The following is a 13,163-nucleotide window of genomic DNA, read 5'->3' as shown; positions in this document are numbered from 1 at the left end:
AAAATCAACGCCCACAAAGCGCCCCCATTTTTATGTGTTCACAATTTTATTGAAAACCCGCTCAGTATTACGCCGGCCGCAATTCAAAACCCAAGCGCGTATTGGCAATCTCCAAGATGTCGCCATGCGCTAATTTACGCGGCTGCAAACCAATCTGTACGCCGTTAATCGTCGGAGTGCGACCATCTTGGCCTTCGATATGCTCCAAGTAGTAATCTTGCTGGCGTCGACTAATTGCCGCCACTTGCAAGCCCGCTTTACCTAATTTGGTCTGGGCTTTGCTCAATACCATTTCCCGACCAGCGGCCCCACCATTCTGCACCCGCAAATACCCTAACAGGGCTACTGGCGCGGCTTCGGCACTGCGCATCGCAGGGCGAATGGCAATGGTCTTTTCGACCTCGTCATCTGTGTCTGCAGTGCGCTGTAGGCCGTGATAGGTAAGTGAATGCTTACCAATAGTGATGTAATCGCCACTGCGCAAGGCATGGCGGGTCACCGGATTGCCATTAACCAAGGTGCCATTGGTACTGCCTAAATCAATCAGAAAGCTGTCATTCTGAAAGGTTTCGACCGCAGCATGACGACCACTCACAGCAAGGTTTTCTATGCAAATATCATTATCGGCCGCCCGGCCAATAGTGACCCGCTCTTTGTCGAGGGGAAAATCCTCAAGCACTCTACCCTGAAAACTGAGAACCAGCTTTGCCATAATTCAAATCCGTTACTGAGCTATTTCCCTAGTCGAACCAGTCAAGCGTTTCGTCTAACGCATCGTCTTGTCCGGCGACCACCTCATCAACACACACAACAATAATAGAAATATTATCTTTACCACCGGCCATATTTGCCAGTTTCAGCAGTAACATTGCGGCGGCTTCGGGCTCCTGCCCGTGTTTACTTAACACCTTGCTGATTTCAGTATCATCGAGCATACCGCTCAAGCCATCGGAACACAGCAAATAGAGATCCTTACTGCGAACCAGTTCTTCTAATAAATCTACCTCAAGTTCCTCAAACAAACCAAGCGCGCGGGTGATGACATTTTTGTTTTTGGCATTGCGGGCTTCTTCTTCGGTATACAACTTGCGGGTCAGCCATTCCTGCACCAGGGTGTGATCGGTAGTGAGCTGATCTAAAAACCCCTCGCGAAACCGGTATAAGCGCGAGTCCCCAACATGGGCGATAGCCACGCGGTTAGCCGTGAATTGCATGGCCACTACCGTGGTGCCCATACCTTGACGGGTATCATCTTGTTTCGCAGCATCGAGGATCGCCGCATTAGCAACAACTACCGCATCGCGAAGATGCAAGGTCTGCGGAGAATACACCGTATTGTCGGTGCTAGGCGCCGGACAATCACTAAAGGACAGGTGACGAGCAATTTCATCAATGGCAATGGTGCTAGCAACCTCGCCCGCGTTGTGGCCACCCATACCATCGGCCACCACCATATAGCCTTGGTCTATGGCTAGACCAATAGCATCTTCATTATGTTCGCGCACTTGACCTATATCAGTGATGCCAAAAGCACGAAAATGTATATTCTCATCCATGAATTTGCGCCAAAGCTCTACATTATTAAGAACTGAGTATAGTCACTGCTTTTTAACGCGGTCAATGTCGATACTAAACACGCGCTACCAAGGAGTAACAGGCAGCGCCTCTTTATCCAATAAGCTAGAGCTGAAGCTGATCCACCGGACAACTGTCAGACGGGATGTTTGGACCAACCACACACTCAAAATAAGGCACGGTTTCATTGTAGGTGCCGTCGAGCGTCTTAGGGAATTTCATTGATTCACCCGTGAGAAACCGGTCTGACTCCGCAGCCAAGAATTTGTCGCCTACTAGAGGCAACGTGAGGGGGCATTTATTGCTATTTATGTAGCATGTTTGCCTTGAAAACAACACTTGCCAATCTCCGGTATTGTGGAATACTCGCATATCAGCTATGAGATACGTCAAAACACCCTAATAGGAAGAACAATATGGGCTTTTACGAAAATAAAATACTTCCCTTTGTTATCGACAAAGCCTGCTCGATGGCGCCAATTATGGCGCTCCGAGAAAAAATCGTGCCACTGGCAAGCGGGGTGGTGCTGGAGGTCGGCATGGGCAGCGGTATTAACTTAGCGCTGTATCAAGCCGACAACATCGACTTTATTTGGGGACTTGAACCCTCCGAAGGCATGCGTAAAAAGGCCCGCGCAAATCTAAAAAACACCAATCTCAACGTAAAGTGGCTCAATTTAAACGGCGAAGACATCGCCCTAGACGACAATAGTGTCGACACCGTATTACTCACCTACACCCTATGCACCATCCCCGACTGGCAGCAGGCCCTGCAGCAAATGCGGCGGGTACTAAAGCCAGGTGGCAAATTACTATTTTGTGAGCACGGCCTGGCGCCGGACCACAATATTCAAAACTGGCAAAACCGCATCACCCCTGTATGGAAAAAGCTAGCGGGGGGATGCCACCTCAACCGCCGCATTCCCGAGCTCATCACCGCCTGTGGATTTAAAATTAACAGCCTTGAACAATGCTATGTAGACGACACACCGCGAATCGCGGGGTATATGTATTATGGAATAGCGGTCAAAAATTAGTCGTAAGTCCGGCGTCTGATGTCTGACGAAAAATCATACGCAGCCATACGCCCAAGTTGAGGCGTACTGCCCGGTCCGACTTCCGACGTCGGACGAAGGCGTGCTAAAGTAAAGCGCTATGTCGCTCAGCCACTACAATTAAAGAGTAAATAGCACATGCGCACTATTCCCCTGCACTGGCAAATTGGCATCGCCATTCTTCTTGCGGTATTGGCCGGAATACTCGGCGGCGCCGACGGCGGTATAGGCGGGCTGGCTTTTATATCGGTATATGAGTTTCTTGGCACCCTTTTTCTTAACGCCTTAAAAATGCTCATCGTGCCGCTGGTAGTGGCCTCCATTATTAGCGGCATGGCGGGCGTAGGCGGTGATAAATTAGAGAAGCTCGGCGGCAAAACTCTGCTCTTTTACGCTTCCAGCAGCCTTATTGCCATACTCATTGGCTTGGCCGTGGTGAATATTATCGCGCCGGGCAGCGGTGACAACCAAGCCCTTGCTGCCACCATCAGCAGCAGCGACCCAGAATTGAGCGACACCTTGGCCAAGGTCGAAGGGCGCGGTATGGCCGATGTTGTGCAAGTGTTTGTGCGCATGGTGCCCACCAATGTCGTGGCGGCCGCCGCAAACGGCCAAATGCTAGGCTTGATCTTTTTTAGTCTGCTATTTGGCTTTTTTCTGGCGCGCAGTAAATCCGAACACGCCGCCACCCTTATGCATTTCTGGCAAGGGGTGATGGACATCATGACCGAAATCACCATGTGGGTGATGAAATTTGCCCCACTCGGGGTATTCGGTTTAGTGGCCAAGACCGTCGCCGCCACCGGATTTGCCGCGTTCAAACCCATGCTATTGTTTTTCTTTACGGCCTTGTTGGCCTTATTAATTCACGCCTTTGTGGCACTTCCACTTTTACTCCGTTACGTGGGCAGAGTTAACCCCAAAGCCCATTTTGCGGCCATGACCCCAGCAATGCTAACCGCCTTCTCCACCGCATCTAGCTCTGCTACCTTGCCCTTGACCCTTGAGAGCATTCAAGAAAAATCTGGGGTGTCGAAACGGGTAAGCGGCTTTGTATTGCCCCTCGGCGCCACTGTTAACATGGATGGCACAGCCCTGTACGAGTGCGTTGCCGCCATGTTTATCGCCCAGGTTTACGGGCTTGAGCTGACCTGGGTGCAGCAATTTACCGTGGTCATTATTGCCCTGCTCACCTCTATTGGTGTGGCCGGAATCCCCGCCGCAAGCTTGGTTGCCATCTCGGTAATTCTCGGTGCAATAGGGCTTCCTCTTGAAGGGATTGGCTTATTATTGGTTACTGACCGCGTTCTCGATATGGTGCGCACCGCCGTGAACGTGTTTAGCGATTCCTGCGCGGCGGTCATTATTGCGCGCACTGAAGGCGAGACCACTAAGGTTGCTGCGCTGGCTTGAAGTCGGAGGTCGGCAGCTTAGATTCCAGCCTCCGCTGTGCTTCGGGGTATTTTACCTTTTCGTCCGGCCTATCCCGTACACATTCCCACAAAAATAAGAGACAACAATGAGCTTACGTAAGCCAATTCCCGGCCTTAAAGAAGACAGTTATTCCGAAGCCGCCGCCACACTGTGCCATGAGTTTATTGAAGCTGATACCGGGGCCAGCCTTAAACACACTGGCATCGCCTTTATGGATCTCACTCCGGCCGGGGATTTGTATTACTCAGTGACACGGCCCTCCATCATTTGCGCCAGTTATGGCGGCGGCACCGGCCTACCCACCCAGCGCGAATGCTTAGAAATGATGCACTGCTACGGCCAATGCAAAACCCGAAAATTGGCCGAAATTATTGGCGCCACAGTACTCGCTGGCGATCTTTCGCTGACTGCCGCCATTGTCTCTGACGAATGGGTATCGAGCCACGATCAACTCGGCCGCAACCGCCCGTAAGCAAAGAGCAACGCCATGACCACAAGCACAGCCAACACCGGCCCTTTACAGGGTATTCGCATATTAGAATTGGGCCAGCTCATCGCGGGGCCTTTCACTACCGCCATGCTCGCCTATTTTGGAGCCGAGGTAATCAAAATCGAAGCCCCCGGTATTGGCGACCCCATTCGCCGCTGGCGCAGCATGAGGGGCGAAACCTCGCTGTGGTGGTATAGCATTGGCCGCAATAAAAAGTCGGTAACCCTCGATTTGCGCCACCCCGAGGGCCAAGCCATTGTTCGCGACCTCGCTAAACAGTGCGATGTACTGGTGGAGAATTTTCGCCCCGGTGTGATGGAAGCCTGGCAGCTCGGGCCCGACGACTTAAAAGCCGATAACCCCAATTTGGTTTACACCCGTATTTCCGGTTACGGCCAAACCGGCCCCTATGCCGACAAGCCTGGCTTTGCCTCGGTATGTGAAGGCATCAGTGGCTTTCGTCATTTGAATGGTTTCCCCGGTGAAGCCCCGGTCAGACCCAACCTTAGTCTCGGCGACAGCATCGCCTCACTGCACGCCATCATCGGTATTTTAATGGCCCTTAACGCGCGCGAGCGCGGCCTCCACAAAGGGCAGGTCGTCGACGTAGCGCTCTATGAAACCATGTTCAATATGCTGGAGTCCGTCGTACCCGAATACGCAGAAGAAGGTATTATTCGGCAAGCCTCTGGCACCACCCTTACCGGCATTGTGCCCACCAATACCTACCGCTGTAGCGACGGTAAATACGTGATTATTGGCGGCAATGGCGACTCTATTTTCAAGCGACTAATGAATGCCATTGGCCGCGAAGATTTTGCCAAGGACCCGGCCATGAGTGACAACGCCGGACGGGTTATTCACCAAGAGAAAATCGACACCGCAATTGCCCAGTGGTGTGCCACCCACACCATTCAATCGACTATCGAGCAATTAGAAGCGGTACGGGTGCCCGCTGGGCCAATTTACAATGCCCAAGACATGGCCGAAGACCCACATTTTCAAGCCCGAGATTTGTTTGAAAAAGTGGAGGTAAACGGCGATACCCTAACTATTCCCGGCATGGTGCCAAAATTAATCGGTACACCCGGCAGCACACAATGGCCAGGCCCAAGCCTAGGCCAGCATACCAACGAGGTTTTAAGCCAATTATTGGCGTTTAACGAGGAGCGCATAACAGCGCTTAAAGAAGACGCGGTAATTTAAGCGCCGTGCTAACACGGCGCTTAAATACAATTGCGGATGATTAACTCAGATCAAAGCGATCGGCATTCATCACTTTATTCCAGGCCGCGACAAAGTCATGCACAAACCGCGCTTGGGCGTCGCTGCAGGCATACACTTCTGCAGTAGAGCGTAGCTGAGAGTTAGAGCCAAACACCAAATCCACCCGGCTCGCCGTCCACTTCACGTTTCCGGTATTGCGATCGCGTCCTTCAAACACATCCGGCTCGCCAGTTGGCTTCCAGCTGGTGTTTATATCCAGCAAATTCACAAAGAAGTCATTGCTCAATGTTTCCGCCGCGCTGCTTAAGACGCCGTGCTGACTTTGCCCAACATTGGCGTTCAAAACCCGCATACCACCAACAAGTACAGTCATTTCAGGCGCGCTCAAGTTCAGCAATTGCGCCTTGTCGATTAGCAGTTCTTCCGCACTCACGCTGTACTGCTGTTTTAGGTAATTGCGGAAGCCATCGGCAACCGGCTCCAAGGCGGCAAAAGCCTCTACGTCGGTTTGCGCCTGGCTTGCATCTGTACGACCCGGCATAAAATCTACCTCAATCGCATGGCCCGCACGCTTGGCCGCAAGCTCAATGGCGGCAGCGCCACCCAGTACAATCAAATCTGCCAAAGACACCTTCTTATTGCCGGGCTGGGCGGCGTTAAACACCTTCTGCACAGCTTCTAATTGCGACAATACCTTGGCCAATTGCGTGGGCTGGTTCACCGCCCAATCCTTTTGTGGCGCTAGGCGAATCCGCGCGCCATTGGCGCCGCCGCGCATATCGGAGCCACGGAACGTTGACGCCGAGGCCCAAGCCGTTGCCACCAACTCTGACACCGACAAGCCGGTTGCAAGAATGGCCTTTTTGAGGGCGACAATATCGTCGCTATTAATAAGCTCATGATCTACAGCAGGCACCGGATCTTGCCAAATCAGCTCCTCGGTGGGCACTTCCGGCCCAAGGTAACGCGCTACCGGCCCCATGTCGCGGTGGGTTAATTTAAACCATGCCCGTGCAAAAGCATCGGCGAACTCAGCCGGGTTGGCGTGGAAACGCTTAGAAATTCTATTGTATTCAGGGTCTTCCCGCAGCGCCAAATCGGCGGTCGACATCATGGGTGCATGGCGCTTGCTTGGGTCGTGGGCATCAGGCACGGTATTTTTGGCAGCGTCACCTTTTGGTGTCCACTGCTGGGCCCCGGCTGGGCTTTTGGTCAGCTCCCATTCGTTGCCAAACAAGGTGTCAAAATAGCTATTGTCCCAAGTGATTGGTGTGGCGGTCCACGCGCCTTCTAAACCACTGGTAATGGTGTCGCCCGCTTTGCCGCTACCAAAGCTATTTATCCAACCAAAACCCTGTTCTTCAATATTGGCCGCTTCTGGTTCTGGGCCAACATGGGCGGTATCACCTGCGCCGTGGGTTTTACCAAAAGTATGCCCGCCCGCAACCAGTGCCACGGTTTCTTCGTCGTCCATGGCCATACGCGCAAACGTCTCGCGAATATCCCGCGCCGAACCAAGGGGATCAGGCTCGCCATTGGGGCCTTCTGGGTTGACGTAAATCAAACCCATTTGTACCGCGGCCAAAGGGTTATCCAGCTCGCGATCTCCGCTGTAGCGTTTATCGTCCAACCATTCCCGCTCTGCACCCCAGCTAATATCTTCCTCGGGCTCCCAGATATCGGCGCGACCACCGGCAAAACCAAAGGTTTTAAAGCCCATAGACTCCAACGCGACATTACCCGCCAAAATCATTAAATCGGCCCAAGAAATTTTGCTGCCGTATTTCTGCTTAATCGGCCATAACAGTCTGCGGGCCTTATCAAGATTGCCATTGTCTGGCCAACTATTAAGGGGCGCAAAACGCTGCGAGCCGGCACCGGCACCACCGCGACCGTCGCCAATGCGATAGGTACCGGCACTGTGCCACGCCATACGGATAAAAAATGGGCCGTAATGACCGTAATCCGCTGGCCACCAATCTTGGGAGTCCGTCATCAGCGCGGTGAGGTCATGCTTCAACGCGGCTAAATCGAGCTTATTAAATTCCTCAGCATAATCAAAATCCCCCCCCATCGGATTGCTTTTGGTGGAATGCTGATGAAGAATCTTTAGGTTTAATTGATTAGGCCACCAGTCTTGGTTTGCAGTGGTTTGTCCGCCGACTTTCGTCTGCGAACCGTGTATAACCGGGCATTTGCCGCCGCTAATCTCATTTTTATTCGCGCTCATAACATTCTCCAATGTCACTGTGTCGGTCTAAATTGATAAATCACATTAATTATCTTCGGTACTTACTTGTGCATGACACCACCATAGCAATGACGATAAATAGTTTAAAATTATATATTTAGATTAGATCGATAGCTTTACTGTATCGAAGTCCAGAAATCATTCGTCACCGTCGGCGAAGCCACCCTTATACTAGACTACGCTGAGCAAAGCGTCGGTGCCAAATAGCGCCTAAGCAGCCCGGTAGCCATGTCACTGGTCTAGATATCCCATTCTAAAATGCGTGCATGACACTAATGCCTGCTCGGCAGGCCACAAGCCAAGCCCCATTCAAAAAATTAGTGTACGGATATCGCTAAAGGATAGACCATGGAGTTAGAAAAAAGCATTCGGGTCACCCGCAAGCTGCGCGCACACAAGCTGCTGTGGACTAATCTTACACAAGTGCGCGACATTCAATTTAGTTCTTTTTCGCCGGCCCGCTACCCGAGTAGGTGCGACGGCTACTGGCAGCAAGGAGAGGCGTAAAGATGGAGCCAATAATACCTGGTGAAAAATACAACAACATCGTTCATTGGTGGCATAAGCAACATAGCGATTCACGCTACGGCGTAACGCAATTTGAAACGGCGATTGGCGCTCGCACTGCTGGCGGCAAGGCGCTGGATGTTAGCTGGGGACCCAGAGGCGGTTTATCCGTACTCTTCACCAGAAAAATTCTTCAGTGATCGGCTAAACATATCTGCGGAAATGATCGCGCTCGCACAAGCAAATCATCCTCAGCATAGTTTTATACACAGTGATATTTGCAACTGGAAAAGCGATGAGAATTTTGATTTTATCCTTGCTTGGGACAGCCTATTTCACCTGCCTTTTAGTATGCAAAAGCCCGTGCTCAAAAAGCTTTGTCAAACGCTAAACCACCACGGTGTACTTATTTATAGCTTTGGCGACGACTACGGTGAGCATAGCGGCCAATGGCATAACGATACCTTTTATTGCAGCGCAATTGGCCTGCGCGAAAACTGCCAATTTCTGTTCAATATGGAACTGTCGATTTTTCATCTCGAATTGGATCAGTTTCCAGAAAAGCACGCTTATATCATTTCTCAAAAACGTTAAGCGCATTTCTCCAGCTAGGCTTAAGATTGCAGCCAGTTTTCAGCAAGTTCAATATCTTTAAAATCAAAAGCCTTTATTTCTAAATTTCGAAAAAATTTACCTTCTAATTCACTGATATTTTTAAGCCATTTTTTATCGCTCAATACGGCAATGCGTTTAAATTTTTTCATCAATTTTAGCAGCGTTGGCATACGCGATAGCTCATGTGCAATTGCCGCCAGTGACGGAAACTGAAAATCTTCGATACGGTATAGCATGACACCGTCTTCAATGTTTTCTGATTCTTTCAGCATATCGTCTAGCGCTTTTTTCATGACCTTAGCATCTATTTTTCCATTGAGAACGATATCGATACGGTTACCCGCACCATGAAAAATTTCAAGCATATTGGCTCCAAAGAAATAGTCTTATAAAGATAAAACCCGTGGCACGCACATTAGCATTACACCAACCACAACCACAGTAATAGCACTACTAAATACATAAGGATAGAGCATTAAAGCAATGCCGGTATACAGCACCACTTTATTGCTCTGTTTGCGACCATAGACAAAATAGCCCAAACCGATAGAGCTAAACAATAAGCCCCATAACAGCATCGCCTCGCTGCTCATGAACACACACCTCTGTGTCTTTTCTTAACTTTAGGGCAAAAATGCGGGTTTGTCATAGTTATACCAAGTCAGTGCGGTATGACGGAATTCTTTACACACCTGTAGTTTGAGTCGATTAAAATTAACGCCTGTCGCCATTCCGCTCGATGCGCTTAAACGCAATGATTTTTTGCCGCCTACGGCCCTGCCCGCAACCTTGTCTAAATACACCGACACCCCAAACTTAGAGTGCAACATAGCGTTGACAGAACTCTGGGAACACCCGTGCCGCCTCTTCGTCGTTGTCAGCGCGAATATACTGGCTCACATCAATCTCAAGTGCTGCGCCCTCAGTTATCGCGCTTATGGGCTCAACTAACTGAATGACTGTGGTGGTATCCAGCAAATCGACTGCATTGGGCGTTAGTAGACTCGCTCCGCCAAAGAACAGTATTTTAATAAAGTCATCATTACCCTGCCATCCCTGTAAAATACTTACAACACTGAGCGTCATTCCTTTTTCAGCAAACCCAGCTTGCGGTAAAATGATCGCAAACTAATGCCCGCTATTTTTGCCGCCTGACTTTTATCGCCGTGACAATACTCAAGTAAATCATTGAGATAACGCGCTTGCTGGGTTTTTAAATCGGGCCACTCCCCGGTCTGATCAACAGCCTGCAATGGCGCTGCATCCAACAGACACTGCCCGAGAATTTTCACATCAATAATATTCGAGTGCGCAAAAATTGTTGCCCGCTCTAACACATTGCGTAATTCCCGCACATTACCCGCAAAATGGCAGCCACTGAGCAGTTTAATGCCAGAGTCGGTTAAACGATAATTTTCGTCTGGACTGAGTTTACCGAGAATGGATTTAGCAATAATACCCACGTCTTCGCGGCGCTCGCGCAGTGGCGGCAACACAATGGGAAAGGCGTTAATGCGATAATAGAGATCTTCTCGGAACGCCCCACGGGCAAGCTGTTCTTTTAAATTTTTGTGGGTGGCACAAATTAAACGGAACTGGGCGCGCTTAAGCTGGGTACTGCCCACCGCGCGATAGCTGCCCGTTTCGATCAAGCGCAGCAATTTAACCTGCATACCCAGTGGCACATCGCCGATTTCGTCCAAAAAGAGGGTGCCGCCTTCAGCATTCTCCAACAAGCCTGGTTTATTATTGACCGCGCCGGTAAATGCGCCTTTAACGTGACCAAATAACTCGCTCTCGAATAAGGTTTCGGTGAGACCGGCGCACTCCACCGTCACCATAAGATGCTTATGACGAGGGCTGGCCTCGTGAATCGCCTTAGCGGCCAACTCCTTGCCCGTGCCCGACTCACCCATAAGAAGCACCGAGGTATCGCGTCTGGCAACGAGGTTAATCATATCAACCAAGCTATTAAACGCCGGGCTGCGCCCCACCATTTGCTGGGTGCTAAATTCGGCACTGGCAATCGTAACGGGTCTTAAAATTTCGACAAAATACCGTAACTCACCGTCGTCGCCGCGAATCGGCAACATTTCAACATCAACATGCTCCTTGCCCCGGGGTGTACCATGAATATGCAGCACGCGCTCTTTGGCACCAGAGCTTTTACAGGCAAGCAGCGGACAGCTTTCACCGGCTTGGTCACAGGGCACCCGGTAGCCGTGGGAAACTTCATAGCAATGGGCGCCACGATCAACTTCAATCTCGCCGAAGGTTTCGCGGTAGCGCTCATTTGTCGCCAAAATTTCATAATTTGCCGACACTAAAATCGCGGGATCATTGTAGCCGTCCAGCATCCGCGCCAAGCCTTTATCAGTATCACTTGCAATCAACTGCATGATCTTGCCAAATTTGTCAAAATAGTTTGCCAATAATGGCAACAAAGCGCGTGCTTATCGAGCCTATTTTTGACAAGCCACTCAAAGAAAATTAGATACTACTTATAAAACAGCAACTTAAGTACAGCTAAGTGCGGCATGCTCGCCGTGGCACAGCTATTGCTGTTTAGGCACACAGGGCCATAATCTTAATCCACTCGCCAATCTTGGTAATAGCATCTCTTTTGGGAGCGCAGGCATGAATTTCGACCCCTTTGTACTGGCACGCATTCAATTTGCCACCAATATGAGTTTTCATATTCTCTTTCCCGCCATATCTATTGGTCTTGCGTGGATACTGCTATTTTTTCGTTTGCGCTACACGCTAACCGGCGACAAGGCTTGGGAATACGCCTACTTATTTTGGGTGAAGGTCTTCGCCCTCACCTTTGCGATGGGCGTGGTGTCTGGTATTACCATGAGCTTTCAGTTTGGCACCAATTGGCCCGGGTTTATGGAAAAGGCCGGGAACGTCGCAGGCCCGCTGCTCGGTTACGAAGTGCTGACGGCCTTCTTTTTAGAAGCCTCCTTCCTCGGCATTATGCTGTTTGGCAAAGACCGTGTATCCAACCGCCTACATTTAATTAGCACCTTTTTAGTCGCCTTCGGCACTACCTTGTCGGCATTCTGGATCCTCAGCCTAAATTCTTGGATGCAAACCCCAAGCGGCTATCATTTAGAAGAGGGCGTGGTGGTGGTCGACAGCTGGATAGCAGTGATTTTCAACCCCTCCTTCCCTTATCGCTTCTTCCACATGCTAGTTGCCTCGGTACTCACCAGCACCTTTTTAGTGGCGGGGGTCAGTGCCTGGCGGGCACTGAAAAACGTTGATGGCCCAGCTACGTGGAAAGTAATGAAAACCGGTGTCATCATTGCCGCCGTATTAACGCCTTTGCAAATTTTTATCGGCGATCTTCACGGCCTTAATACCTTAGAACATCAGCCCGCCAAAATCGCTGCAATGGAGGCTATTTGGGACACCGACCAAGCAGTGCCTTTTACGGTATTCGCCCTGCCGGACGAAGCCAGTCGCAGCAACCGGTTTGCCGTAGAGGTACCCTACGCTGGCAGCCTAATTTTAACCCATGACCCCCATGGCAAAGTGCAGGGTTTGAACGACTTTAAAGGCGAGCATCCACCGGTTGCCATGGTATTTTGGTCCTTTCGCGTAATGCTCGCTATGGGTGGTCTAATGCTACTCACGGCGTGGATCTGTGCTTGGCAATTTCGCGGCCATCATCAGCCCAACAAGCCGATGCTCCATGTTTTATCGGCTATGGCATTCTCTGGCTGGATCGCAGTTCTGGCCGGCTGGTATGTAACTGAAATTGGCCGCCAGCCGTGGATTGTCACCGGCGTTTTAACAGTGAACGACGTCGCGGCCGATCACAGCAGCGCCACCCTCACCGGTACCTTATTTGGCTATGTCGCGCTTTATGTGTTTCTGTTGGGCTCTTATATTGCCGCTCTGCGCCACATGTCGAACAAGCCTGCGGCCTCCTTAGGAATGATGAATTTACCGAGCCGCAACAGCGCTGGCGATACATCGCCACAGAACCGGGGGCACTGAA

Annotated in this window: 14 protein-coding genes; 7 read left to right on the top strand and 7 right to left on the bottom strand. The window is 50.7% G+C overall.

Features of this window, described 5'->3' with window-relative positions; all coding sequences use genetic code 11:
- Nucleotides 1–67 precede the first annotated feature (67 nt).
- Entirely contained in the window at nt 68–712 is a 645-nt protein-coding gene (locus ABYP33_RS02465) for an FHA domain-containing protein (RefSeq protein ID WP_373087989.1), read from the bottom strand.
- Nucleotides 713–740: 28 nt separating this feature from the next.
- A complete protein-coding gene (locus ABYP33_RS02460; RefSeq protein ID WP_373087987.1) occupies nt 741–1,556 on the bottom strand; it encodes a Stp1/IreP family PP2C-type Ser/Thr phosphatase in 816 nt (271 codons plus the stop codon).
- A gap of 435 nt (nt 1,557–1,991) precedes the next feature.
- Between ABYP33_RS02460 and ABYP33_RS02455 the strand changes: the two genes are divergently transcribed.
- The 4 genes from ABYP33_RS02455 to ABYP33_RS02440 all read left to right on the top strand — a co-directional run bounded on the left by ABYP33_RS02455 (nt 1,992) and on the right by ABYP33_RS02440 (nt 5,760).
- A complete protein-coding gene (locus ABYP33_RS02455; RefSeq protein ID WP_373087985.1) occupies nt 1,992–2,612 on the top strand; it encodes a class I SAM-dependent methyltransferase in 621 nt (206 codons plus the stop codon).
- A gap of 156 nt (nt 2,613–2,768) precedes the next feature.
- Complete coding sequence (locus tag ABYP33_RS02450; RefSeq protein WP_373087983.1) at nt 2,769–4,043, top strand: dicarboxylate/amino acid:cation symporter; 1,275 nt, start codon at nt 2,769–2,771, stop codon at nt 4,041–4,043.
- A gap of 106 nt (nt 4,044–4,149) precedes the next feature.
- On the top strand, nt 4,150–4,536 hold the full coding sequence (locus tag ABYP33_RS02445) for a hypothetical protein (RefSeq protein WP_373087981.1): 387 nt from the start codon (nt 4,150–4,152) through the stop codon (nt 4,534–4,536).
- Nucleotides 4,537–4,551: 15 nt separating this feature from the next.
- Nucleotides 4,552–5,760, top strand: coding sequence for a CaiB/BaiF CoA transferase family protein (locus ABYP33_RS02440; RefSeq protein ID WP_373087978.1), 1,209 nt, complete (start codon nt 4,552–4,554; stop codon nt 5,758–5,760).
- Nucleotides 5,761–5,800: 40 nt separating this feature from the next.
- On the opposite strand, the gene katG is transcribed toward ABYP33_RS02440, so the two are convergent.
- Nucleotides 5,801–8,011: a catalase/peroxidase HPI gene (gene katG, locus ABYP33_RS02435; RefSeq protein ID WP_373087975.1), complete on the bottom strand. Its 2,211-nt coding sequence runs from the start codon at nt 8,009–8,011 to the stop codon at nt 5,801–5,803.
- Between the two features lie 369 nt (nt 8,012–8,380).
- On the opposite strand from katG, the gene ABYP33_RS02430 reads away from it, so the two are divergent.
- Complete coding sequence (locus ABYP33_RS02430) at nt 8,381–8,539, top strand: hypothetical protein (RefSeq protein ID WP_373087973.1); 159 nt, start codon at nt 8,381–8,383, stop codon at nt 8,537–8,539.
- Between the two features lie 93 nt (nt 8,540–8,632).
- Entirely contained in the window at nt 8,633–9,133 is a 501-nt protein-coding gene (locus ABYP33_RS02425; protein WP_373087971.1) for a trans-aconitate 2-methyltransferase, read from the top strand.
- A gap of 20 nt (nt 9,134–9,153) precedes the next feature.
- Here the strand turns inward: ABYP33_RS02425 and ABYP33_RS02420 are convergent, their stop codons facing one another.
- The 4 genes from ABYP33_RS02420 to ABYP33_RS02405 form a co-directional block, all read right to left on the bottom strand.
- Complete coding sequence (locus ABYP33_RS02420; protein WP_373087969.1) at nt 9,154–9,519, bottom strand: STAS/SEC14 domain-containing protein; 366 nt, start codon at nt 9,517–9,519, stop codon at nt 9,154–9,156.
- Nucleotides 9,520–9,540: 21 nt separating this feature from the next.
- The gene (locus ABYP33_RS02415) at nt 9,541–9,747 is read right to left on the bottom strand and encodes a hypothetical protein (RefSeq protein WP_373087966.1); all 207 of its coding nucleotides are present in this window, start codon (nt 9,745–9,747) and stop codon (nt 9,541–9,543) included.
- A 223-nt stretch (nt 9,748–9,970) separates the two neighbouring features.
- Nucleotides 9,971–10,240: a hypothetical protein gene (locus ABYP33_RS02410; RefSeq protein ID WP_373087964.1), complete on the bottom strand. Its 270-nt coding sequence runs from the start codon at nt 10,238–10,240 to the stop codon at nt 9,971–9,973.
- Nucleotides 10,237–11,553, bottom strand: a complete 1,317-nt coding sequence (locus tag ABYP33_RS02405; RefSeq protein ID WP_373087961.1) for a sigma-54 interaction domain-containing protein — start codon at nt 11,551–11,553, stop codon at nt 10,237–10,239. The genes ABYP33_RS02410 and ABYP33_RS02405 overlap by 4 nt, the downstream gene beginning before the upstream one ends.
- Nucleotides 11,554–11,791: 238 nt before the next feature.
- On the opposite strand from ABYP33_RS02405, the gene ABYP33_RS02400 reads away from it, so the two are divergent.
- Complete coding sequence (locus ABYP33_RS02400; RefSeq protein ID WP_373087959.1) at nt 11,792–13,162, top strand: cytochrome ubiquinol oxidase subunit I; 1,371 nt, start codon at nt 11,792–11,794, stop codon at nt 13,160–13,162.
- Nucleotide 13,163 lies beyond the last annotated feature (1 nt).

The sequence above is a fragment of the Zhongshania sp. genome (assembly GCF_041584495.1).
Classification (GTDB): Bacteria; Pseudomonadota; Gammaproteobacteria; order Pseudomonadales; family Spongiibacteraceae; genus Spongiibacter.
The sequence above is the reverse complement of the archived record's forward strand: the minus strand, read 5'-3'. Positions and strand labels throughout refer to the sequence as shown.

Bases quoted from the DNA above. Each gene is read 5' to 3' on its own strand.
- ABYP33_RS02465 (WP_373087989.1), bottom strand. From the start codon at position 712: ATGGCAAAGCTGGTTCTCAGTTTTCAGGGTAGAGTGCTTGAGGATTTT.
- ABYP33_RS02460 (WP_373087987.1), bottom strand. From the start codon at position 1,556: ATGGATGAGAATATACATTTTCGTGCTTTTGGCATCACTGATATAGGT.
- ABYP33_RS02455 (WP_373087985.1), top strand. From the start codon at position 1,992: ATGGGCTTTTACGAAAATAAAATACTTCCCTTTGTTATCGACAAAGCC.
- ABYP33_RS02450 (WP_373087983.1), top strand. From the start codon at position 2,769: ATGCGCACTATTCCCCTGCACTGGCAAATTGGCATCGCCATTCTTCTT.
- ABYP33_RS02445 (WP_373087981.1), top strand. From the start codon at position 4,150: ATGAGCTTACGTAAGCCAATTCCCGGCCTTAAAGAAGACAGTTATTCC.
- ABYP33_RS02440 (WP_373087978.1), top strand. From the start codon at position 4,552: ATGACCACAAGCACAGCCAACACCGGCCCTTTACAGGGTATTCGCATA.
- katG (WP_373087975.1), bottom strand. From the start codon at position 8,011: ATGAGCGCGAATAAAAATGAGATTAGCGGCGGCAAATGCCCGGTTATA.
- ABYP33_RS02430 (WP_373087973.1), top strand. From the start codon at position 8,381: ATGGAGTTAGAAAAAAGCATTCGGGTCACCCGCAAGCTGCGCGCACAC.
- ABYP33_RS02420 (WP_373087969.1), bottom strand. From the start codon at position 9,519: ATGCTTGAAATTTTTCATGGTGCGGGTAACCGTATCGATATCGTTCTC.
- ABYP33_RS02415 (WP_373087966.1), bottom strand. From the start codon at position 9,747: ATGAGCAGCGAGGCGATGCTGTTATGGGGCTTATTGTTTAGCTCTATC.
- ABYP33_RS02410 (WP_373087964.1), bottom strand. From the start codon at position 10,240: ATGACGCTCAGTGTTGTAAGTATTTTACAGGGATGGCAGGGTAATGAT.
- ABYP33_RS02405 (WP_373087961.1), bottom strand. From the start codon at position 11,553: ATGCAGTTGATTGCAAGTGATACTGATAAAGGCTTGGCGCGGATGCTG.
- ABYP33_RS02400 (WP_373087959.1), top strand. From the start codon at position 11,792: ATGAATTTCGACCCCTTTGTACTGGCACGCATTCAATTTGCCACCAAT.